Genomic DNA, 19,943 nt, shown 5'->3' with positions numbered 1-19,943 from the left:
CTTACTTTCCGACGAAGATGCCGTTGGAGCGGCGTGCGGCGAGGTAGAAAACGATGCTGAGGATGGAGAGAACGGCCACGTAGACCGGGAAGATCCAGCTGAGGTTCAGGGACTGGAACCAGACCAGCAGGTAGGAGGCGGTGCCGCCGAAGAGTGCGACGCCGATTCCATAGCCCAGGGCTACGCCCGTGCCGCGGATGTTCTTGGGCATCAGCGAGGAGCTGACCACGTTGTAAAGGGTCATGTTCAGCACCAGGACGATGGAGCCGCCGAGGAGGACGGCTGCGAAGCCGCCGATGCCCGGCTGGACGTAGAAGAGCATGAGGAACACGGACGGGATCGCCAGGATGCGGGTGATCAGGAACCAGCGGGACATCGACTTGCCGTCGGTCAGCTTGCCGATGATCCAGCTGCCTGCCACCAGGATGACGCCCAGGACGGTGGTGAGAGCGAAGACGGCGGTGGGGTCTTCCTTGAACCCGCTGCGGGCAGCGCTGGGAAGGCCGACGTTCCAGGCGTAGTTGTAGGCCTGTGCTGCGCCCACCACGAAGACGATGGCCAGGACGGAGAGCCAGTGCTTGCGGACTCCGGACCAGACGGCGCGGGGAGTGTTGCCGGCCATTTCCTCGGCCTTGAGGGTTTCCGGGAGCGAACGGCGGAGGTAGAGGACCACGAAACCGAAGAGTGCGCCGATGATGAACGGCACGCGCCAGCCCCACTCGGCCATGACGGCACCGCCCAGGACGAGGCTGCACAGGAAGCTGATCAGGGAAGCCAGCAGGATGCCGATGTTCACGTAGAAGCTCATCAGGCCGGCGACGTAGCCTTCACGGCCTTCGGGCGCCAGTTCCAGGGCATGGGACGTTGAAAGCGGGGCTTCGATGCCCGTGGAAATGCCCTGCAGCACCCGGCAGACCAGCAGGATGATGCCGGCCCAGGCGCCGATCTGCTGGTAGCTCGGCGTGACGGCGATGATCAGCGTGGTGCCTGCCATGAGCATGATGGACAGCAGCATGACGCGGCGGCGGCCCACGCGGTCGGCCAGGGTGCCGAGCAGGATCCCGCCGAGCGGACGGAAGGCGAACCCGACGGCGAACACGGCCAGCGCGTTCAAGGTGGCGGAGAGCGGATCGGTGTTGGGGAAGAAGTTGGGCCCGATGAAGGCCGAGAGGAGGCCGAAGACCATCCAGTCGTACCACTCGAGGGCGTTGCCGAGGCCGAGGCCCAGCAGGCCCTTGCGGACCTCAGGGGTGAATTTTTCGTGCTTGGTGCGGGAGGAGCGGGCGGGGGAGGGGGACGTGACGGCGTTGTCCGTCCCTTGGGGGTCTGTCGTTTGTGTGTCGAGCATGGAAGTGTCCTTACGCTGACGCCGTGATGGGCGTGGGAGGGTATGACGCAGGAACGCCTGTTGGACGAGGCGTTTCATGCGAACGATGCAAGGAGTGTCTGCGGCCACGGTTCGTGTCCGGACAGTTAGGGGAAAACGCTGGTGCCGGTTGGGGGCGGCAGGGTTACCACGCGTGTGGTGCGTTGACCCAGATGGCTACGCATACCTCTTCGTAGCTGTTTTTGTACCAGTGCGGGATCTCTGAGGAGTACGTGATGGAGTCGCCCTCCTCAAGGCTGTAGCAGACGCCGTCCAGGAAGACGTCCTTGCGGCCCGAGATGATGTAGCAGAACTCCTCACCGCTGTGGGTGAAAGGTGTGCCGCTGGTGTCATGCCCCGGGGGCGTGCTGATCCACTGCGCTTCGATGTTTCCGTCGCGGTTGGGGGTCAGCAGTTCGTGAACTGCCTCGCCCACCGACTCGCGGGTCACGTTTTTCAGGTTGCGTCGGTCCGACTTTCGAACGACGGGGGACTTGGATTCATCCTGGCCAATGAAGAACCTCCCTACCGGGACGTCCAATCCGTGGGCCAGCTGTGCCAGAGTGGTGAAGGAAGGGTTGGCCAAGCCGCGTTCGATCTGGCTGACGATTGCTTGGCTGAGGCCGGTGATGTCCGAGAGCTGGGCGAGGGTCATGCCCTTGGCCTTACGCATGGTGCGCACCTTGTTTCCGACGGTCGCCAGAAGTTCGCTGGTGGCCGGTGGGGCGGGTGTCTCGGTGGTCATTGCCGCATCCTTCGTTGGTGAGCTAACTCACACAACTATAGTGAAGATTTTTAGCGAGTCAATGATTTTTCTTGATTAAAGTGAAAATCTTTACAGGAGTGCGGTTTTTGGTGGTGGGCATCCGCCGCCGCCCGGGCAGCCGCCCCGGCCAGCCGGCGTCGTGCCCTTAACGCAAAAAGCTGGTGCAGCCGCCTGCGCCTACGCAGGGCAACTGCACCAACCGGTGGTTAAAACATTCAGATTGCTATGAAGCGTTCCTCATTAGCGGCTCCTTATGTCCCGGCTTACGCGATCCGGGTTACCTGCGGTCCTCGGCCAGATGCCTTGAGAGGATCCAGCCGGAGCCAATCATCAGCACGCCCAGCGCCATGAGGGTCCAGCTGTCCAGCGTGTTCAGCGACAGGAAATTGGCCGCCGATCCCACTCCGACACTGAGCCCGAAGATGCTGAGGACGATGTACAGCGCGCCAAAGCCCATAAGGAAGTTCCGGGCGCCCATTCCATTGCGGGACATTGCCCAGCCTGTTGCACCGATGACCAGCTGAACAATGTTCAGCAGCATCGACACCTGGAACAGGTTGAGGAACATGGCGTGCGAATCAGGCCCCAAGAACCTTAGTTCGCCGTACTGCTGGGTGATGCCCGGGATGAATGCCAGGACACCCGCCAACATCAGGACAATACCTACACCCATGCCAACGTTCTGGACGTCGGTACGCCCGAAGTGAACGCCATGTGCATGTGGCGATGCGGTAGTCATTTTTCTGCCTCCAACCACTGATTGCGGACAATCCAATTTTACGGCTGAGTAACGAAAAAAGCGCTGGGGGATGGGGAGTTCTGACCAGCGACAGGACGGTCCCGTTCTGCTGAACTGGCAGGACCATGAGCCTTGTGACACCCGTCCTCCGAACCCTGCTGGCCGTCGTCGTGCTTGCCTCAGCCGCGGGCTGCAGCGTAGCCGTGCCGGCCGGGACGGCGCCCGCCATCGGTGCGCTGAGGGTGGCCGACCCCGGAACCCTCAAACCCGGAACCCTCAATCCCGGCCCCCTCAACAGGGCCGAGCAGCTCCTGCCCAAGGTGAACGCGCAGCCGTGGGCTGCACCGTTGCCAGTGGTGGTGCAGTCTGCCGGCAAGGACATGCAGTGTTCCATCAGCGCCGACGCTGCTGCCTGCCACCTGCTCACGGATGTCGCGCCCCGGCCCGGTGACATCAAGGGCCAGTGCGCGGGGATCAGCGAGTATCACGGCGGGTATGCGGTGGTGACGCTCGACGGCGGCGCCCAGTACGGACTGTGCGGCAACGGAACCTCCCCGATGGAGGCGGAGGACGTGGCCGGACCAGCGTTCCCGGGCCCGTGGATCCAGGACGGCCAGACGGTGCGGCTGGGCAACATGGTGTGCGAGCGGGCACCCGGCGCCATGACCTGCGCGCATCTGCGGACGGGCCACGGCTTTATGATCGGCACGGACAACTACGAGCTCTGGTAACTCAGGGCTTTGAGCCTGTCGCACACGGGCCCGGGGCGCCGCGCGTGACACCATGGAACACGATGAAACTGCGCGCTGATCAGACCGGAGACCGTGGCATTCCCATGCCCTTGTGGCTGCAGGGGGCGCTCGAGTCGGCGCAGGCGGCGGTCATTTCCGCGCTGGTGGTGCTGGCGCCCATTGTCGCCGTATGGGCAACCGCCGGATTCCAGAACAACAACTTCGACGCCCTCGCCCGGCTTGGCGGCCAGGCCTGGCTGCTGATCCACGGCGTGCCGCTCCATCTGACCACTGTGGCGGGGGAAGCCGCGGCGCAGCCGGAATCGGGCACGCTGTCGCTGATCCCGCTGGGCCTCACGCTCATCCCGTTCCTGCTGGCGTGGCGGGCAGGCCGGCGCCTGGCCCGGGCTTCCTATACCGATCAGCTATGGCAGGCGCTGCTGGGGTCCTGGCTGGTGTATGCCGGCTTCGGGATGGCCACTGGCTTCGTGTGCCGCACCGACGACGTCGCCATCTTCCTGTGGTTCGCCGGGCTGATGCCGCTGGTCCCGTTCGGCCTGGGCATGGTGGTGGGTGCCCGGCGCGAAGCGGGGTCCTGGAGCCGGCTCATCGGCGTCGACGCGGTGGACTGGATCGCCCGCACCAGCCAGCATTCCCGCTGGGCCGGTTCCTACCTCGGCTCCGCGGTCAAAGCCGGCTTCGTGGCCCTGATGGCCGCGTTCACCCTGTCCGCCGCGCTGCTCGCGGTGGACATCTTTATCCACTGGGACCTGGTGATCGCCGTGTATGAAGGGCTCGACGCCGGCGCCATGGGCGGTGCCGTGCTCACCATCGCGCAGCTCGGCTTCCTCCCCAACCTTGCCATCTTTGCGCTCGCCTGGACGTCCGGCTCCGGCTTCGCCCTGGGCGTCGGCTCGCACGCCGGACCGCTGGGAACCGCCGTCGGTCCGCTGCCGTCCATTCCGGTGTTCGCCGCCCTGCCCTCCGGACCACTGGATTACGGCTTCGTGGCGCTGGTGGTGCCGGTCCTTGCCGGTGCACTGGCCGGCTGGTGGTTCCTGCGCGAAGGCGAAAACCACTTCGACGAATGGCTGTCCATCAAGGTCCGTTCCCGCTGGTTCACGGCATCGGCATCCACTGTCGTCCTTGGAGCGATCATCGGTGTGGCGGCGGGCCTGATGGCGGGAGGCCTGGCCTGGATGGCCCGCGGGTCAGCCGGGATCGGCCGCCTCACGGACATCGGCCCGGACCCGCTGGGCACCTCGCTGTGGGTGGCCGCCGAGGTGGCCATCGGCGTCGTGATCGGTTACGCGGCGGGCCCGTGGCTGGAACGCCAGCAGAAACTGCGTGAAGCGGACCTGGAAGTGTCCAAGCCGTAGGAGGTGCCGCCGTCGGGCGTTCCTGTCGGTTGGCTCAGCGGAACCGGGCTTAGCGGAGCTGGGCCTAGCGGAGCTGGGCGGGGAGGGACTTCTGCAGCTGCGTCTGGCACTGGGTCAGGGCCTGCTGGGTGAGCGCGCTGCGGGAGCACTGCTGGAAGTCGCGGACCTGGTTGAAGAACACCGCGGAAACCAGGATCAACAGCACCATCACCGCCGACACCACCAGCCCCGAGATGGTGCCGAAAAGGACCAGCTTGGATTCCTTGAGCCTGATGGCCCGGACCAGCACCATAACGCCGAGCACGATGCTCGCGGCCGTCAGGATGGCGGTCAGCCACACGTAGGTGACGTCCAGCTGGTAAACGAAGAAGGCGCCCAGGACGGCCACGATGAATGCACGGAACAGGTTGTGGGTCTTCGCCAGGGACGCCTTCGCGGCCTCGCTGAGGGGTTGCCGGGCCTGCTGGGGACCTGCGGAGTCGTTCGGGGGGTTCATGTTTTCCAGCCTACGCGAGCGGCCCCATAAGCTAGAGCCATGCGCATCGTTGTCCTCGTGTCCGGTACCGGCTCCAACCTCCAGGCCGTCATTGACGCCGTCAAGGCGGGCGAGCTGAACGTGGAGATCGCCGCCGTCGGCGCTGACCGGCCCGGGACCTACGGCGTGGAGCGTTCGGCGGCCGCCGGAATCCCGACCTTCGTGGTGGACTTCAAGGCCTACGACGACCGTGCGGACTGGAACGCGGCGCTGACCGAAGCCGTGGCCGCGTATGAGCCGGACGTGGTGGTGTCTTCAGGCTTCATGCGGATCGTCAGCCCCGGGTTCATCGACGCGTTCGGCGGCAAGTACCTCAACACCCACCCGGCCCTGCTGCCGGCCTTCCCTGGTGCCCATGGCGTGCGGGACGCCATGGCCTACGGCGTTAAGGTCACCGGCTGCACGGTGCACTGGGCCGACGCCGGTGTGGACACGGGCCCCATCATTGCCCAGGAAGCCGTGGCCATCCGCGAGGACGACACCGAGGAAACCCTGCACGAACGCATCAAGGTGGTGGAGCGCAGGCTCCTGGTCTCGACCCTGGCTCAGCTCGCCGCGGCCTAAGTCCCGTCCCTGCCCCAACTAGGTAGCAGCAGGTGTCGTTTTGACCGCTCAAAACGACACCTGCTGCTACCTAGTTGGGTCGTGGGTGTGCGGGCCTGTGGATAACTTCCTCGCCGTCGCACCATATTTGCCACCATGGGGCCATGAAGACTCCGCAGCCGCTGCCGCGGCCCCTTAGTTCCGCAGCGTTCACGTACCAGGAAGCGCTCGACGCCGGCGTGACCCGCCGTCGTTTACGGCACCGCTCGCTGGCCATGCCAAGCCGGGGGATCCGGCAGCCCCGTCAAAGCGGCGGTATCGGGCTCCAGGGGCAGGTCCGGCCGGTTACCTTGGTCACGGCATTCTCAGCAGCGTCCCACGCAACGGCGTTTACACTTTGGTCTTTCCCGGGGTTCCTGCCTGGCGCTGACGAGCCGATTATTCACATTTCCCGGCCGGACACGATGGCCATCCCCAGACGGGCCCGCGTGCGTGGCCATCGTGGCCAGTTCTTCGGGGACGAAATTGTCGCTCTCGACGGGCTGCTGGTGACCTCGCGGCCGCGGACCTGGCTGGATTGCTCGCGGAAGATGAGCATCAATGAACTGACCGTTGTGGCAGACCATTTGCTGCGGATTCCGCGGCCCGAATTCGAGGGCCGAACGGACCCGCACGCCACCATGGAGGAACTCGCGGACATGCTGGACCGGCACAAGGGAACTCCCGGCATCCGGAAGGCCCGCCTGGCGCTTGAACAGGCGCGCGTCGGAGCCGATTCGGCACCGGAAACCCGCCTCCGGCTGGCACTGGAGAACGCGGGATTGCCCGAACCACAATTGAACGTTCCGATGGAGCTGCGTCCCGGCGTGGTCCGTCAACCGGACCTGGGTTATCCGGAGCAGCGCGTGGCGGTGGAGTACGAGGGCGAGGGCCATTCGGAGGTTGCGCAGATCGTCCGGGACATCGCGCGCGAGGAGGATTTCGGCCGGGACGGGTGGGTGCTGGTCCGGATCTCCAAACGGCACATGGTCAATGATGCCCGGCCTGCGGTAGCGAAGGTCCGCTCGGCACTCCTCGGCCGCGGCTGGTTGCCCAAGTAGGTAGCAGCAGGTGTCGTTTTGAGACCTGAAAACGACACCTGCTGCTACCTAGTTGGGGGGAGAAGAAGGACCTGCTTACGTCAGGGTGCGCTGCTTGGTCTCGGGGGCGAAGAAGGCCATCCACAGCACCGACAGCAGGACCAGCCCGCCGGCCAGCGCGAAGGACGTCGCCAGGCCCAGCTGCGGCCACAGGACGGAGGCGAAAATCAGCGGACCGAAGCCAGCCCCCAGCCGGGAGAACGTCGATGCCCAGCCGAAACCCGTGCCGCGCAGGTCCGTCGGGTACAGCTCGGAGACGTATGTATAGAGCACCGGGATGGCCACCTGCACAATGAAGCCGAAGACCAGCAGCCAGAACACGGCGGCGGACGGGATATCCACCACGAACGCCACGATGACCAGCGTTAGCGCGGACAGCGGCCCGGTAATCGCCAGGATCCACTTGCGGCCCACCCGCTCAACCAGTACGGCGGCCACCACGACGCCCAGGAGCCCGACGGCGGCCATGGATGCCGTGGTGAGGAACGCCTTGTAATCCTGGAAGCCGGCGCCGATGAGGATCCGCGGCATCCACGTCAGGGACAGGTAGTAGACCAGCAGGATGCTGAAGAACAGCGACCAGGCAGCGGCGGTGACCTTCCAGTTGAAGCGCCAGACGCGGACCAGTTGGAGCCACGCACTCCCGGCGGAGAGCCGCGGCGCATCCTGAGCTTCCGGCAGGCTGTAGGCACGGGGCTCGGCGCCGGTGGCCTTGACCAGGTCGTCGATGACCTTGGCGGCCTCGTCGCGGCGGCCCTTGCGGATGAGGAACAGCGGAGACTCGGGCACGCTCCGCCGCACCCAGAACACCAGCAGGGCAGGCAGCACCATAACCAGCATGGTCAGCCTCCAGTCCGCGAACGCGGCAACCAGCCAGGCCGAGACGAAGCCGCACAACGCGGCGCCCACCGGCCACCAGCCGTCCATCGCCGTGAGGACCCTGCCGCGTTGCTTCCGCGGTGTGAACTCACCCACCAGGGCATAGTCCACTGGAATGCACCCGCCCAGGCCGAAACCTGCCATGAAACGGAACACGCAGAACCAGATGAAGTCGGGGGAGAAGGCACCCAGCACCGTGAAGAGGGAGAAAATCAGCAAGGTGGCCGTGAAGGCCTTCTTGCGGCCGATGGTGTCCGCGATGGTGCCCCAGGCGAACGCGCCCAGCGCCATGCCGACCAGGTTCGACGTTCCGATCCACGCGGCGTCGCCGGGGGACAGCGCCCAGTGGGTGGACAGCAGCGGAATGAGGATCCCGTTGAGCGTCACGTCCCAGGCGTCGAACATAAAACCAAGCCCGCCGATCAGGAAGATCCTGCCCTGGACCTTCCACCGCCACGGCAGTTCCTGGACCACCTGTTCGCCGTTGGGCACAGTGGTGTAAGTATTCATCTCGGCCTCCTGGGAAAACTCTACGTCGCAGCGGCGGGTCTGCGCGCGGCCTTCACACACCGGCGCGCAGGGAGGGCATCCGGCGGGACGCGATAAACTGGCCTCATCCCCACCAACCGCGGCACCCCACCGTGTCAAAAGACGGAGACCTTTGTGAGCTTTACGCAGCTAGACCGTGTTCCCATCCGCCGAGCCCTGATCTCGGTCTACGACAAGACCGGTCTGGAGGAGCTCGCGAAGGGCCTGCACGAAGCAGGCGTCAAGATCGTCTCCACCGGCTCCACCGCGAAGAAGATCGCCGCGGCCGGCATTCCCGTCCAGGAAGTCGAGGAAGTCACCGGCTCCCCGGAAATGCTGGACGGCCGCGTCAAGACGCTGCACCCCCGCGTCCACGGCGGCATCCTGGCCGACCGCCGCGTCCCCGCCCACATGGAAACGCTGGCCAGCATGGAGATCGAGGCCTTCGACCTCGTCGTCGTGAACCTGTACCCGTTCGTGGAGACCGTGAAGTCCGGTGCCGCGCAGGACGACGTCGTGGAGCAGATCGACATCGGAGGCCCCGCCATGGTGCGCTCGGCGGCGAAGAACCACGCCGCCGTCGCCATCGTGGTGGATCCCACGTTCTACGGCAACGTTGTCCGCGCCGCCGCTGAAGGCGGCTTCGACCTGAAGACCCGCCAGCGCCTGGCTGCCAAGGCCTTTGCACACACCGCCACCTACGACAACGCCGTGGCCACCTGGACCGCCAGCCAGTTCCTCGATGAGGACGGCGACGGCGTCATCGACTGGCCCGCGTACGCCGGCCTCGCGCTGGAGCGCTCCGAGGTCCTCCGCTACGGGGAAAACCCGCACCAGCAGGCCGCACTGTACGTGGACAAGGCCGCTCCCGCCGGCATCGCCCAGGCCGACCAGATCCACGGCAAGGCCATGAGCTACAACAACTTCGTGGACGCGGACGCCGCACTCCGCGCCGCATTCGACTTCGCCGAGCCCGCCGTGGCCATCATCAAGCACGCCAACCCGTGCGGCGTGGCCGTTGGTTCCGGCGACGCCGCGGACCCCATCGCGGATGCCCACGCCAAGGCCCACGCCTGCGACCCCGTCTCTGCGTTCGGCGGCGTCATCGCTGCCAACCGCACGGTCACCGCCGGAATGGCGCAGACCGTGGCCGGCATCTTCACCGAAGTGGTCATCGCCCCCGGGTTCGAACCGGAAGCCGTGGAGATCCTTGCCAAGAAGAAGAACATCCGGCTCCTGGCCCTGCCCGAGGGCTACGGGCGCTACCCGGCCGAAATCCGCCAGGTCTCCGGCGGCGTGCTCGTGCAGATTGCAGACAAGGTGGACGCCGAAGGCGACAACCCCGCCAACTGGACCCTCGCAGCCGGCGAAGCCGCCGACGACGCAACGCTGGCTGACCTTGCGTTCGCCTGGACCGCCTGCCGCGCCGCCAAGTCCAACGCCATCCTGCTCGCCGATCACGGTGCCGCCGTCGGCATCGGCATGGGCCAGGTCAACCGGCTCGACTCGTGCAAGCTGGCCGTGGAACGCGCCAACACGCTGGGTGTGACTGTGGAGTCCGACGTGGACGGCGCCGGCGGTGCCTCTAACGCCGACGCGAGTGGCGCCCCGCAGCGGGCCCGCGGTGCGGTGGCCGCGTCCGACGCGTTCTTCCCGTTCGCCGACGGCCTGCAGATCCTGATCGACGCCGGCGTCCGCGCCGTGGTCCAGCCCGGCGGTTCCGTCCGGGACGACGAGGTCATCGCCGCGGCCAACGCCGCCGGCATCACGATGTACTTCACAGGTGCGCGGCACTTCTTCCACTAGGAAGACGGACGGACCCAGCCACCGGCTCCGGTGGTTGAGCCTGTCGAAACCCTGACCGCGTACGACGGCGACCGCCCCCCGAAAGGGGACGGTCGCCGTCGTCGTTTATTCAGTTAGTCCGCTTCAGCTGCAGCGGATGGTCCGTCGTCAGCCTCAGGCGGGGGGAACCGGACCCCGCGCGGTTTCGCGCCTTCCATGCGCTCCGGCGTCCAGTAGGCGAGGATGTCCGCCGGCACCTGGCTGATCTCGCTGACGCTCACGGTTTCGTCTGCCGAAGTGCCGTCAGCCGAAGGGACGGGGGCGTCAGTTGGCGGACGATGCACTCGAGTAGGCCTGCTGGATGACGGAGCCCCAGTACGGCCCGTACATGACCGTGGACCGGCTGCCGTAACCGTAGCTGTTGATGGAGTTCTGGTATCCGCCGGAGCTGGTGCCGATGAACCACGGGCCGCCAGATGATCCGCCGGTCATGTCGCAGGGGATGCCCTGGGACTGGAACTGCGGGTTGTTGGGATCGTTGCTGGCCGGCCCGGTGCAGCTGACGAGTGAGGAACCGTCGAACGGCGCCGCTGCGGGATAGCCATAGGACTTGTACGTCAGGCCGCGGGCGGCATTGAACTGGACACCGGAGGCACCTACAACGTCTGCAAGGCTCTGGCCGTTGAGCGGAGAGACGACGGCGAAGCCCGTGTCGTACTGCATGTCGCCGGCCGAGCTCCACTGCGTGGGAGCGTACAGGGCCTTGGCTGCCCACTTGCCGTAGGGCGCGGCACCGTCCAGGTAGGCCGGGACGAAGATGAAGTTGGTGGCGAAGGCGCCCGGTCCCTCGTTGATGCAGTGGCCTGCGGTGGACACGGTGCTCTTGTTGGTGGACACCACGGAGTTACCGGAGCAGACGTAGTTGCTGCCGCCCAGGGTGAAGAAGACCTTGCCGATGTGGGACACCGGACTCTCATCGGTGTGCAGGGGTGCGGGTTTGCCGTTGCCTGCCTTGCCGGCAATCTTGGTGCTCGAGCCCTTTTCCACGGTTGCAGCAGACGAAGTGTTGCCGCGCTGCAGTGCTTTGCTGGCCAGTACGTCGCCCGGGACCGCTGTGCGCATGCGGTCAGGCGTCCAATAGTTGGCTGCACTTGAGCTGTCCACTGACTGGCTGGCAACCTGCCCGCCGTCCTGGGGAGACGGGGCCTGCGGGGATGCGGGAGCGGCAGTTGCCCCTGCAGCTGCACTGACGGCAAGCAGGGCGGCGGCGGACAGGCTCAGGAGGCTGGTGGCCAGAGTCTTCGATTTCGTCATGGGTGTCCTCAACAGAAGTTTGCGCCGGCCTCAGGTGGTGGCCGCCGCTGGTGGAGATCAACCTACCCACTGTGACAATTGTTGTAAAGAGATAGACGAGTTTCGTATTGGGGCTGGTGGGATGTGGTCCCCGTCTCTCCGAGGCCCTGTCAGTGCGACGGCCGGGGGTATGCTACGCGTCGCTGGACGCCACGATGGGCGCCGACGCGCCCTGCTCGGGTAAGTTAAGAATGTTGAAATAACGCCAGAGTTCCAGATGTATGTATACCTTCAGGAGACGCCCCACCAATGGCCAAGATTATTTATACCCACACTGACGAAGCGCCCATGCTGGCCACCTACTCGTTCTTGCCGATCATCGAGGCCTACGCGTCGACTGCCGGTGTGGAAGTGGAGACCCGCGACATCTCCCTCTCTGGCCGCATCATCTCCGTCTTCGGTGACTACCTCACCGAAGAGCAGCGGATCAGCGATGCCCTGGCCGAACTGGGTGACCTGGCAAAGAAGCCGGAAGCCAACATCATCAAGCTGCCCAACATCAGCGCATCGATTCCGCAGCTGAAGGCCGCCATCGCCGAGCTCCAGTCCCAGGGCTACGACCTTCCGGACTACCCGGACAACCCGTCCTCCGACACCGAGACGGACATCCGCTCACGCTATGACAAGATCAAGGGCTCGGCCGTCAACCCGGTCCTGCGCGAAGGCAACTCCGACCGCCGTGCGCCCCTTTCCGTGAAGAACTACGCCCGCCAGAACCCGCACTCCATGGGTGCCTGGACGCCGGAGTCCAAGACCAACGTGGCCACCATGGGCGCCGAGGACTTCCGCGCCAACGAAAAGTCGGTGGTCATCGAAGCTGATGACACCGTCAAGATCCAGCTGGTCAAGGAAGACGGCACCGTCAAGGTCCTGAAGCGCGGGTTCCCCGTGCTGGCCGGCGAAGTTGTTGACGGCACCGTGATGCGCGCCGCCGCTTTGGACGAATTCCTGGCAGCACAGGTTGTCCGCGCCAAGGAAGAGGGCGTGCTGTTCTCGGCACACCTGAAGGCCACCATGATGAAGGTCTCGGACCCCATCATCTTCGGCCACGTGGTGAAGGCCTACTTCGCCGAACTGTTCGACACGTACGGCGAGCAGCTTGCCGCCGCAGGCCTGAGCGCCAACAACGGTCTGGCCTCCATCCTGGGCGGACTCGAAGAACTTCCCGAAGACGTCCGCGAAGGCGTCCAGGCTGCCATCAAGAAGGGCCTCGCCGAAGGTCCCGCACTGGCGATGGTGGACTCGGACAAGGGCATCACCAACCTGCACGTTCCGTCCGACGTCATCGTGGACGCATCCATGCCCGCGATGATCCGCTCCTCCGGCCACATGTGGGGCCCGGACGGCAAGGAAGCCGACACGCTGGCCGTCCTTCCGGACAGCAGCTACGCCGGCATTTACCAGGTTGTCATCGACGACTGCCGCGCGAACGGCGCCTTTGACCCGACCACCATGGGCACCGTGCCGAACGTGGGCCTCATGGCACAGGCCGCCGAGGAATACGGCAGCCACGACAAGACCTTTGAGATCCAGTCGGCCGGCACCGTCCAGCTCGTGGACAGCAAGGGCACCGTCCTGATCGAACACCAGGTGGCCCCGGGCGACATCTGGCGCGCCTGCCAGGCCAAGGACGTGCCGATCCGCGACTGGGTCAAGCTGGCCGTCACCCGCGCCCGCGCCTCCGAAACCCCGGCAGTGTTCTGGCTGGACGAAGAGCGCGCACACGACGCCAACCTGATCGCCAAGGTCAAGGAATACCTCAAGGAGCACGACACCGAGGGCCTCCAGATCGAGATCATGTCCCCGGTGAAGGCCACGGCCTTCACCCTAGAGCGCATCCGCAAGGGCGAGGACACCATTTCGGTGACCGGCAACGTGCTCCGCGACTACCTCACCGACCTTTTCCCGATCCTCGAACTGGGCACCAGTGCCAAGATGCTGTCCGTGGTTCCGCTGATCAACGGCGGCGGACTCTTCGAGACCGGCGCAGGCGGATCCGCTCCGAAGCACGTCCAGCAGCTGCTGAAGGAAAACCACCTGCGCTGGGACAGCCTGGGTGAATTCCTGGCTCTCGCCGTCAGCTTCGAGCACCTCGCCACCACCACGGGCAACAAGCGTGCCCAGGTTCTCGCCGACACCCTGGACCGCGCCACCGGCACGTTCCTGCTCGAAAACAAGTCCCCCCGCCGCAGCGTTGGGGAACTGGACAACCGCGGCAGCCACTTCTACCTGGCCAAATTCTGGGCGCAGGAACTGGCGAAGCAGGCCGACGACGTCGAGCTTGCCGCCGATTTCGCCGCCGTGTCCGAGGCGCTGACCTCCAACGAGGACACCATCGTTGCCGAGCTGCTCGCAGTGCAGGGCTCCCCGGTGGACATCGGCGGTTACTACCACCCGGACGTTGCCAAGGTTGCCTCGGTGATGCGTCCGTCCGCGAAGTTCACCGAAGTGCTCTCCGGACTGGCCAAGTAGCCGGACCGGCCAAACAGAACGCCCCGCTTCCCATCACGGGAGGCGGGGCGTTCTGTTTGGCCGGCGGCCGCAGCGCTAGCGCTGGACGTGCTTGCCGAACGGAGGCTCGGTGGCCATATCCGGATCCGCGTTCACGGGCTGCTCCGTGGGCACGGCGTCGTAGCCCACTTCTTCTTCGAGGGGAACGGCGGTCGTGGCGTCGAGCGGAATTTCCGCCGTCGTGGCAGCTGTTGTTGCCGCGCCGGCTCCGGCTGCAGCTCCGCTGACTGCGCCATCGCTGACGCGGTCCCGCCACGCGCCGGTCTCCACTTCGCGTTCCTCGATGAACTTCTTGAAGCGTTTGAGGTCCGAGGCCACCTGGCGGGAATCAAGGCCCACCGCCGCCCCCACCTTTTCGACCGCGGAATCGGGCTCCCAGGCGAGTTCCACACTGACCTTCGTTTCGGTCGGGTTGAGCGCTTCGAACCATACTGTTCCGGCGTTGCGGGGCTCGTCGAGGCTCTCCCACGTCACGCGCTGGTCCGGCTGCTGGACGGTGATCCGGGCGTCGTATTCCCTCTTGACGCCGCCGATGCTGGTCTGGAAGTGCACTGTGGTGTCGTCGAGCTGCCGCACGTCGTCCACGCCGCTCATGAAGTGCGGGAAGTCCTCGAACTGGGTCCACTGGTTGTAGGCCTGGCTCAGCGGGACGCTTACGTTGATGGATTCCTGGACAGTTGCCATGCTTACATCACTCCTTCAGCTGGCGGGCCGGTGGCCCGCGGTTCTGATCTCGTTGCGGGCTTCATGGGCACGCTTAAACCAACCTAGCGACAATCGCGGCAAATAGTAAGTTTGCTGATGAAAAATTGCCGTAGGGCTGTTCGGGCGCGGAGGCCGACGACGGCGGGATTCCTGGTCGGGCCGTCCACCTCACCAAGCCGTCCACTCAGTTCCAGCCGCCGTTGCCGGCGTCAGCGGCCGGAGGCGCCCTTGCCTTTCTCGCCCTTTCCCGGGACTACTTGAGAAGGGGCGGGGACTTCGACGGCGGGAGCAGGGGCTGCCTTCGCAGCTTCTGCCGCCGCCGCATCGGCTGCTGCCTTGGCAGCGGCTGCCGCTTCCGCGTCGGCCTGGGCTTTCGCTGCCGCCTGCGCAGCGGTGAGGTCTGCCCGCACGGCTTGGACCGCCGTCATGATGCTCTGATGGCGTTTGAACGACACGCTGCCCTCGGCCGCTGAAGCGTCGAGCTGTGCCACGAGCTCGTCGAGCGACTTGAGTGCGCCGGATGTGTCGTTGCCGGCCGCAGACTGTGAAACAGTCAGGACCTTGGCCTGTAGTTTCTCCGCGGCATCCGCTTCAAGGTCAGGGGCCGTGGAACTGCAGCCGGCGAGGGCGGCCGAAAGCAGGCCGGCCGCGATGAGCGTCCGCCAACGGCGGGACGGCACCAGGCGAAGGTGGTTTTCTGCGATTGACGTCACGGTTCCACGCTCTTCTGTAGTTGCTCAAGGTGTTCGCCCAGCGTTCCGGTAACGGCAGGGTATTGAACAGGTTCCGGCGTGCTGGGCGTGTTGACGGTCAGAAGAATCAGGGCTCCCACTACCAGGAGGGCGAGCCCGGCTAGCGCAGCAGCTAGCTTGCGGCGGCCCGCGGCGCCGATGCGTCGGGTGATTCCGGCGCGGGGCGGGCCGTCTCCGCTGGCCGCCAGCTGAGCCGTTGTGCGGGCGGGGGCGGCCGGCACCGAATCCAATTCCTGCGTCGTGTCCGGGGCTACAAGCGGCGGCCGCGACGGCGGTGCGGGAAGGATGCGGGTGGGCTCCTGGGCCACCGCGCCGGGTATCGACTCAGGGGACACCAAGGCATGCCGGAGGGCGATCTCGACATCAGCCGCCGTCGGGCGGTCCATGGGTTCCAGCGCCGTCATAGAGCCGATCAGGCTTGCCCATTCTGCGGGAACATCGTCCGGGATTCCCGGGGCGCGGTGCAGGCGGGCAACTGCAGATTCAATGGCGCTGCCCGGATATTCCACGGCTCCCTTGATGCACTCAAGAAGCACGAGGCCCAGGGAGTAGATGTCGCTGGCCGGACCCAGGTCGGCGCCCCGCGCCTGTTCCGGGCTCAGGTAGGCGGCCGTTCCCACCATGGTTCCGGTGGCTGTTAGCCGCGTGCCGTCAACGATCCGGGCAATGCCGAAATCCGCCAGCTTGGGGCGCAGGGGTTCGCCGGGGCGGACCTGTACCAGCATGATGTTGGCTGGCTTGATGTCACGGTGGATGATGCCCAGATTATGGACGTATGCCAGGGCATCGGCCACCCCTGCTCCGATCACTGCCAGTTCATCCAGGGGCACTGGGCTATGCCGGATCCTGCTCCGGAGGTCCTGTCCCTCAATCAATTCCATGGTGAGGAAAGGGCGCGGTTCTTCAGGGACGCGGGAGTCGATTCCGGCGTCGAACAGCGTCACGAGGCTCGGGTGGTTCAGGGTGGCGAGCAGTTCTATCTCGGCTTCCTGACGCTTTAGCTCGTCCGCGTCGGCGGCCTGCGGAGCAAAGAGCTTCAAAGCGACGTCGCGGCCGAGGTTTTCATCCCTGGCCGTGTACACCGATGCCATGCCGCCGCGTCCGATGACGTCGCCAAGACGGTAGCGGCCGCCTAGGACCCCCGCCGTATCACTGGGCGAACTCTCCACGATGTCCCCATCCTTTTTTGCGTTCCCCTCGGAACGCGCTCTAAAGAATAATACGGGGACGGGTATGCATTTTCATAAGGGTGCTTGGTAGTTGACCTCCGCAATCGAAAGTGGAGCTGCCGGAGGTCCGGCGCGGAAGGCCCTGAGCGGCCTCCCGCGCCAGGCCAGTCCAGGGGCCCAGCTGACGTGGCGGGCAGGGCGGGGGTAATGGCCACACCCTGCCCGCCGGCAGCTTAGGCCGTCCTCCGCCGGGTCAGCGCCAGCATGATGGTCATGCCGCCGGTGAGCAGCAGAAGGGCCACGGTTACCAGGTCAAGGTTGGCTCCCGTGTTGGCGAGAAGGCTGGCCCCTTTGTTGGCGGGACCCGAGGCTGCCAACGCAGTGACTGAGGCGGCCGCCGGTGCCATATTCGTGCCGGGCAGTTCCAGCGGTGACGGACCTTCAGCAGCGGCCGCCGGAGGGGCGATTGCCGGACCGAACACCAACGGGGGCGTGGCCACCGGAGGCGTGACAACAGGCGGATTGACCACCGGGGGAGCCACTACCGGAGGAACGACCGTGGACGACGAGTCCCCGCCGATTCCAACCGACGCGCCGCCAACCGTGATCGGTGCGGTGACCGGTGCGACGACCTGGGTTCCGGAGGCGAGCCCGTCGGAACCGCTGGTGGTTGAACCGCTCGTGTTGGTGCCAGCCGGTGCGGTTCCCCCGGTGTTTTCGGTGGTGGCCGTTGAGTCACCCAGCAGGCCCAACGACGTCGTTCCTACCGTGGCGGGTGCGGCCACCGGTGCGATGACCTGGGTTCCGGAGGCGAGCCCGTCGGAACCGCTGGTGGTTGAACCGCTCGTGTTGGTGCCAGCCGGTGCGGTTCCCCCGGTGTTTTCGGTGGTGGCCGTTGAGTCACCCAGCAGGCCCAACGACGTCGTTCCTACCGTGGCGGGTGCGGTCACCGGTGCGATGACCTGGGTTCCGGAGGCGAGACCGTCGGAACCGCTGGTGGTTGAACCGCTGGTGCCGGTTCCTGCCGGCGAGGTGCTCCCGTTGGTGGTGGAGGTGGTGTCGGTTGCCGTTGAGTCACCCAGCAGGCCCAACGACGTCGTTCCTACCGTGAGGGGTGCGGTCACCGGTGCGACGACCTGGGTTCCGGAGGCGAGACCGTCGGAGCCGTTGGTGGTTGAACCGGTGGTGCCGGTTCCTGCCGGTGCGGTGCCCCCGGTGTTTTCGGTGGTTGCCGTTGAGTCACCCAGCAGGCCCAACGACGTCGTTCCTACCGTGAGGGGTGCGGTCACCGGTGCGACGACCTGGGTTCCGGAGGCGAGACCGTCTGAACCGTTGGTGGTGGCGGGGGTGGTGCTTGTTCCAGCCGGTGCGGTGCTCCCGGTGTTTTCGGTGGTTGCCGTTGAGTCACCCAGCAGGCCCAACGACGTCGTTCCTACCGTGGCGGGTGCGGTCACCGGTGCGACGACCTGGGTTCCGGAGGCGAGACCGTCTGAACCGTTGGTGGTTGAACCGCTTGTGTTGTTGCCAGCCGGTGCGGTGCCCCCGGTGTTGTTGGTGGTGGTGTCGGTTGCCGTTGAGTCACCCAGCAGGCCCAACGACGTCGTTCCTACCGTGACGGGTGCGGTCACCGGTGCGACTACCTGGGTTCCGGAGACGAGACCGTCGGAACCGCTGGTGGTTGAACCGCTCGTGTTGGTGCCCGCCGGTGCGGCGGTAGCGCCGGTGTTATCGGTGGTTGCCGTTGAGTCACCCAGCAGGCCCAACGACGTCGTTCCTACCGTGACGGGTGCGGTCACTGGTGCGACGACCTGGGTTCCGGAGGCGAGACCGTCGGAACCGCTCGTTGTATCCGCTGCACTTGCAGCGGTGGAGCCGAGGGCTAAGAGCCCGCCGGCAAAGAGGGTGCTGAGCAGCCCTCTGCGGATATTTGCGTGCATGGTGAAATCTCCTGAAAGTTGTTTGTCAGGCGCCGATGGCAGCCCGAATGGCCGTTTTCTGCGCAGGGTGCGCGCAGGGAAGGGCCTAACTAGTCAGGAGATGAACCGGGGTCGAAAGATACCGGCGCGGGCGAAGTCTGCAGGGGGCCGCTGACCGGGACTGCTTGGTTCAGCGGAACATCCATGTGAAAGTCGGAAAGCCAGGCGGCGCCGCCGGCTCCGCTGCCCGAAGACTGGCTGCTCCCCGACCCGGACCCCGGAAGAGCCGGCAACGCAGCGGCGTACGGTGTTTCGTCGGCGGGGAGGGGTGCTTCGAGGCTCGCGGCATGAGGAGTTGGCAGCGTCCGGGAATCTTTAGAGGCGGACACTACCGCTGATTTTGCTGGGTCGGCGGAGAGTTCGCGGGAACTTTCAGGCCCTGCACTAACGGGCACCACCAAAGATGGTGTGACATCGCCGGCGGTCCCACCCTCCCACTCAGACGGAGCAGGAACACCCGGCAGCAGCGCGGCACCGTTATCCGGAAGCAACTCAACACCAGTCAGCAGCTCACCAACCGGGTCCACTGCCGCGTCAAGGGCGGGAAGGGCATCGCTGGCTGCAGGCAATACCTGCTGGACTATTTCGACGACGATTCCGTCGGCCGCCTCGACAACCGGTGCCGTGATGGTGCCGACGCTCCCGGACGGGACGACCGTGTTCACCAGCGGGACAGCTTCAATCAGTTGGTCCACGGTGCCGGTTGCAGGGCCGGTGATCGGACTGAGAAGGCCGGCATGTTCAGTCGTACTTGGCTGGCCGGAAAGTGCTGCATCGACCGCCTCAGCCGCGCTCGGAGCAACGGAGGGAGCCGCGGCGGCAAGGGCGCCGGCGACGGGACGGACAGCGGCTTCGGTGACTGAGGACCCAGACGAGCTGACGTTCCCAAGCAATGAACCGGGATCTGATGCCGCGTCAGCGCTGGCGCCGGGGGCCGACAGGGTCAGCCAGGCTGTGGCTGCTGCGCCGGCAAAGAGCAAAGGTCGGAGCGCGCGCCATGACAAACGTTTCATGTGCAACACCCCCCGGCTCCTCGAAAAATCGACGATTGCCTACAGCCTAGGCACGACCAAGAGCGGGAGTCCAG

Annotated in this window: 18 protein-coding genes; 6 read left to right on the top strand and 12 right to left on the bottom strand. The window is 65.8% G+C overall.

Annotated elements, in window-relative coordinates; translation table 11 throughout:
* Position 1: 1 nt before the first annotated feature.
* The 3 genes from AC6JAC_RS16450 to AC6JAC_RS16440 form a co-directional block, all read right to left on the bottom strand.
* Positions 2–1,348 (bottom strand): MFS transporter, encoded by a 1,347-nt coding sequence (locus AC6JAC_RS16450; protein ID WP_497965478.1) that lies wholly within the window; start codon positions 1,346–1,348, stop codon positions 2–4.
* A gap of 163 nt (positions 1,349–1,511) precedes the next feature.
* Positions 1,512–2,111 carry a helix-turn-helix domain-containing protein gene (locus tag AC6JAC_RS16445; RefSeq protein ID WP_028270536.1) on the bottom strand — a complete coding sequence of 200 codons (600 nt, stop codon included), beginning with the start codon at positions 2,109–2,111 and terminating at the stop codon, positions 1,512–1,514.
* Between the two features lie 298 nt (positions 2,112–2,409).
* Positions 2,410–2,805, bottom strand: a complete 396-nt coding sequence (locus AC6JAC_RS16440; RefSeq protein WP_454697908.1) for a DUF4383 domain-containing protein — start codon at positions 2,803–2,805, stop codon at positions 2,410–2,412.
* Positions 2,806–2,996: 191 nt separating this feature from the next.
* Here AC6JAC_RS16440 and AC6JAC_RS16435 point away from each other — a divergent pair, with 191 nt between their 5' ends.
* Both AC6JAC_RS16435 and AC6JAC_RS16430 read left to right on the top strand, forming a co-directional pair.
* Positions 2,997–3,602 (top strand): hypothetical protein, encoded by a 606-nt coding sequence (locus AC6JAC_RS16435; protein WP_497965476.1) that lies wholly within the window; start codon positions 2,997–2,999, stop codon positions 3,600–3,602.
* Between the two features lie 62 nt (positions 3,603–3,664).
* Entirely contained in the window at positions 3,665–4,981 is a 1,317-nt protein-coding gene (locus AC6JAC_RS16430; RefSeq protein ID WP_028270533.1) for a cell division protein PerM, read from the top strand.
* Positions 4,982–5,045: 64 nt separating this feature from the next.
* Here the strand turns inward: AC6JAC_RS16430 and AC6JAC_RS16425 are convergent, their stop codons facing one another.
* The gene (locus AC6JAC_RS16425; RefSeq protein WP_454697909.1) at positions 5,046–5,477 is read right to left on the bottom strand and encodes a hypothetical protein; all 432 of its coding nucleotides are present in this window, start codon (positions 5,475–5,477) and stop codon (positions 5,046–5,048) included.
* 39 nt (positions 5,478–5,516) lie between these two features.
* Here AC6JAC_RS16425 and purN point away from each other — a divergent pair, with 39 nt between their 5' ends.
* Both purN and AC6JAC_RS16415 read left to right on the top strand, forming a co-directional pair.
* Positions 5,517–6,080, top strand: coding sequence for a phosphoribosylglycinamide formyltransferase (gene purN / locus AC6JAC_RS16420; protein ID WP_497965473.1), 564 nt, complete (start codon positions 5,517–5,519; stop codon positions 6,078–6,080).
* 467 nt (positions 6,081–6,547) lie between these two features.
* The gene (locus tag AC6JAC_RS16415) at positions 6,548–7,159 is read left to right on the top strand and encodes a putative endonuclease domain-containing protein (RefSeq protein WP_497965471.1); all 612 of its coding nucleotides are present in this window, start codon (positions 6,548–6,550) and stop codon (positions 7,157–7,159) included.
* A gap of 75 nt (positions 7,160–7,234) precedes the next feature.
* On the opposite strand, the gene AC6JAC_RS16410 is transcribed toward AC6JAC_RS16415, so the two are convergent.
* Positions 7,235–8,587 (bottom strand): MFS transporter, encoded by a 1,353-nt coding sequence (locus AC6JAC_RS16410; protein ID WP_028270530.1) that lies wholly within the window; start codon positions 8,585–8,587, stop codon positions 7,235–7,237.
* 153 nt (positions 8,588–8,740) lie between these two features.
* Between AC6JAC_RS16410 and purH the strand changes: the two genes are divergently transcribed.
* A complete protein-coding gene (gene purH, locus AC6JAC_RS16405) occupies positions 8,741–10,411 on the top strand; it encodes a bifunctional phosphoribosylaminoimidazolecarboxamide formyltransferase/IMP cyclohydrolase (protein ID WP_497965469.1) in 1,671 nt (556 codons plus the stop codon).
* A 113-nt stretch (positions 10,412–10,524) separates the two neighbouring features.
* Here the strand turns inward: purH and AC6JAC_RS16400 are convergent, their stop codons facing one another.
* Together AC6JAC_RS16400 and AC6JAC_RS16395 are read right to left on the bottom strand one after the other, a co-directional pair.
* On the bottom strand, positions 10,525–10,671 hold the full coding sequence (locus AC6JAC_RS16400; protein WP_497965467.1) for a hypothetical protein: 147 nt from the start codon (positions 10,669–10,671) through the stop codon (positions 10,525–10,527).
* A 43-nt stretch (positions 10,672–10,714) separates the two neighbouring features.
* Positions 10,715–11,704 (bottom strand): trypsin-like serine peptidase, encoded by a 990-nt coding sequence (locus AC6JAC_RS16395; protein ID WP_497965465.1) that lies wholly within the window; start codon positions 11,702–11,704, stop codon positions 10,715–10,717.
* Positions 11,705–11,992: 288 nt separating this feature from the next.
* Here AC6JAC_RS16395 and AC6JAC_RS16390 point away from each other — a divergent pair, with 288 nt between their 5' ends.
* Positions 11,993–14,215: an NADP-dependent isocitrate dehydrogenase gene (locus tag AC6JAC_RS16390; protein WP_454697915.1), complete on the top strand. Its 2,223-nt coding sequence runs from the start codon at positions 11,993–11,995 to the stop codon at positions 14,213–14,215.
* Positions 14,216–14,290: 75 nt separating this feature from the next.
* Here the strand turns inward: AC6JAC_RS16390 and AC6JAC_RS16385 are convergent, their stop codons facing one another.
* The 5 genes from AC6JAC_RS16385 to AC6JAC_RS16365 all read right to left on the bottom strand — a co-directional run bounded on the left by AC6JAC_RS16385 (position 14,291) and on the right by AC6JAC_RS16365 (position 19,869).
* Positions 14,291–14,938, bottom strand: a complete 648-nt coding sequence (locus AC6JAC_RS16385) for an SRPBCC family protein (RefSeq protein WP_497965463.1) — start codon at positions 14,936–14,938, stop codon at positions 14,291–14,293.
* 230 nt (positions 14,939–15,168) lie between these two features.
* Positions 15,169–15,672: a hypothetical protein gene (locus tag AC6JAC_RS16380; RefSeq protein ID WP_051628805.1), complete on the bottom strand. Its 504-nt coding sequence runs from the start codon at positions 15,670–15,672 to the stop codon at positions 15,169–15,171.
* Positions 15,669–16,883, bottom strand: coding sequence for a serine/threonine-protein kinase (locus AC6JAC_RS16375; protein WP_497966850.1), 1,215 nt, complete (start codon positions 16,881–16,883; stop codon positions 15,669–15,671). Before AC6JAC_RS16375 ends, AC6JAC_RS16380 begins: the two co-directional genes overlap by 4 nt.
* Before the next feature lie 230 nt (positions 16,884–17,113).
* Positions 17,114–18,817 carry a beta strand repeat-containing protein gene (locus AC6JAC_RS16370; protein ID WP_497965461.1) on the bottom strand — a complete coding sequence of 568 codons (1,704 nt, stop codon included), beginning with the start codon at positions 18,815–18,817 and terminating at the stop codon, positions 17,114–17,116.
* 89 nt (positions 18,818–18,906) lie between these two features.
* Positions 18,907–19,869, bottom strand: a complete 963-nt coding sequence (locus AC6JAC_RS16365; RefSeq protein ID WP_497965459.1) for a hypothetical protein — start codon at positions 19,867–19,869, stop codon at positions 18,907–18,909.
* Between the last annotated feature and the right edge of the window lie 74 nt (positions 19,870–19,943).

It is taken from the genome of Arthrobacter sp. KUASC02, assembly GCF_059739395.1.
Note: the sequence above shows the minus strand (reverse complement) of the source record. Positions and strands in the feature narration are given on the sequence as shown.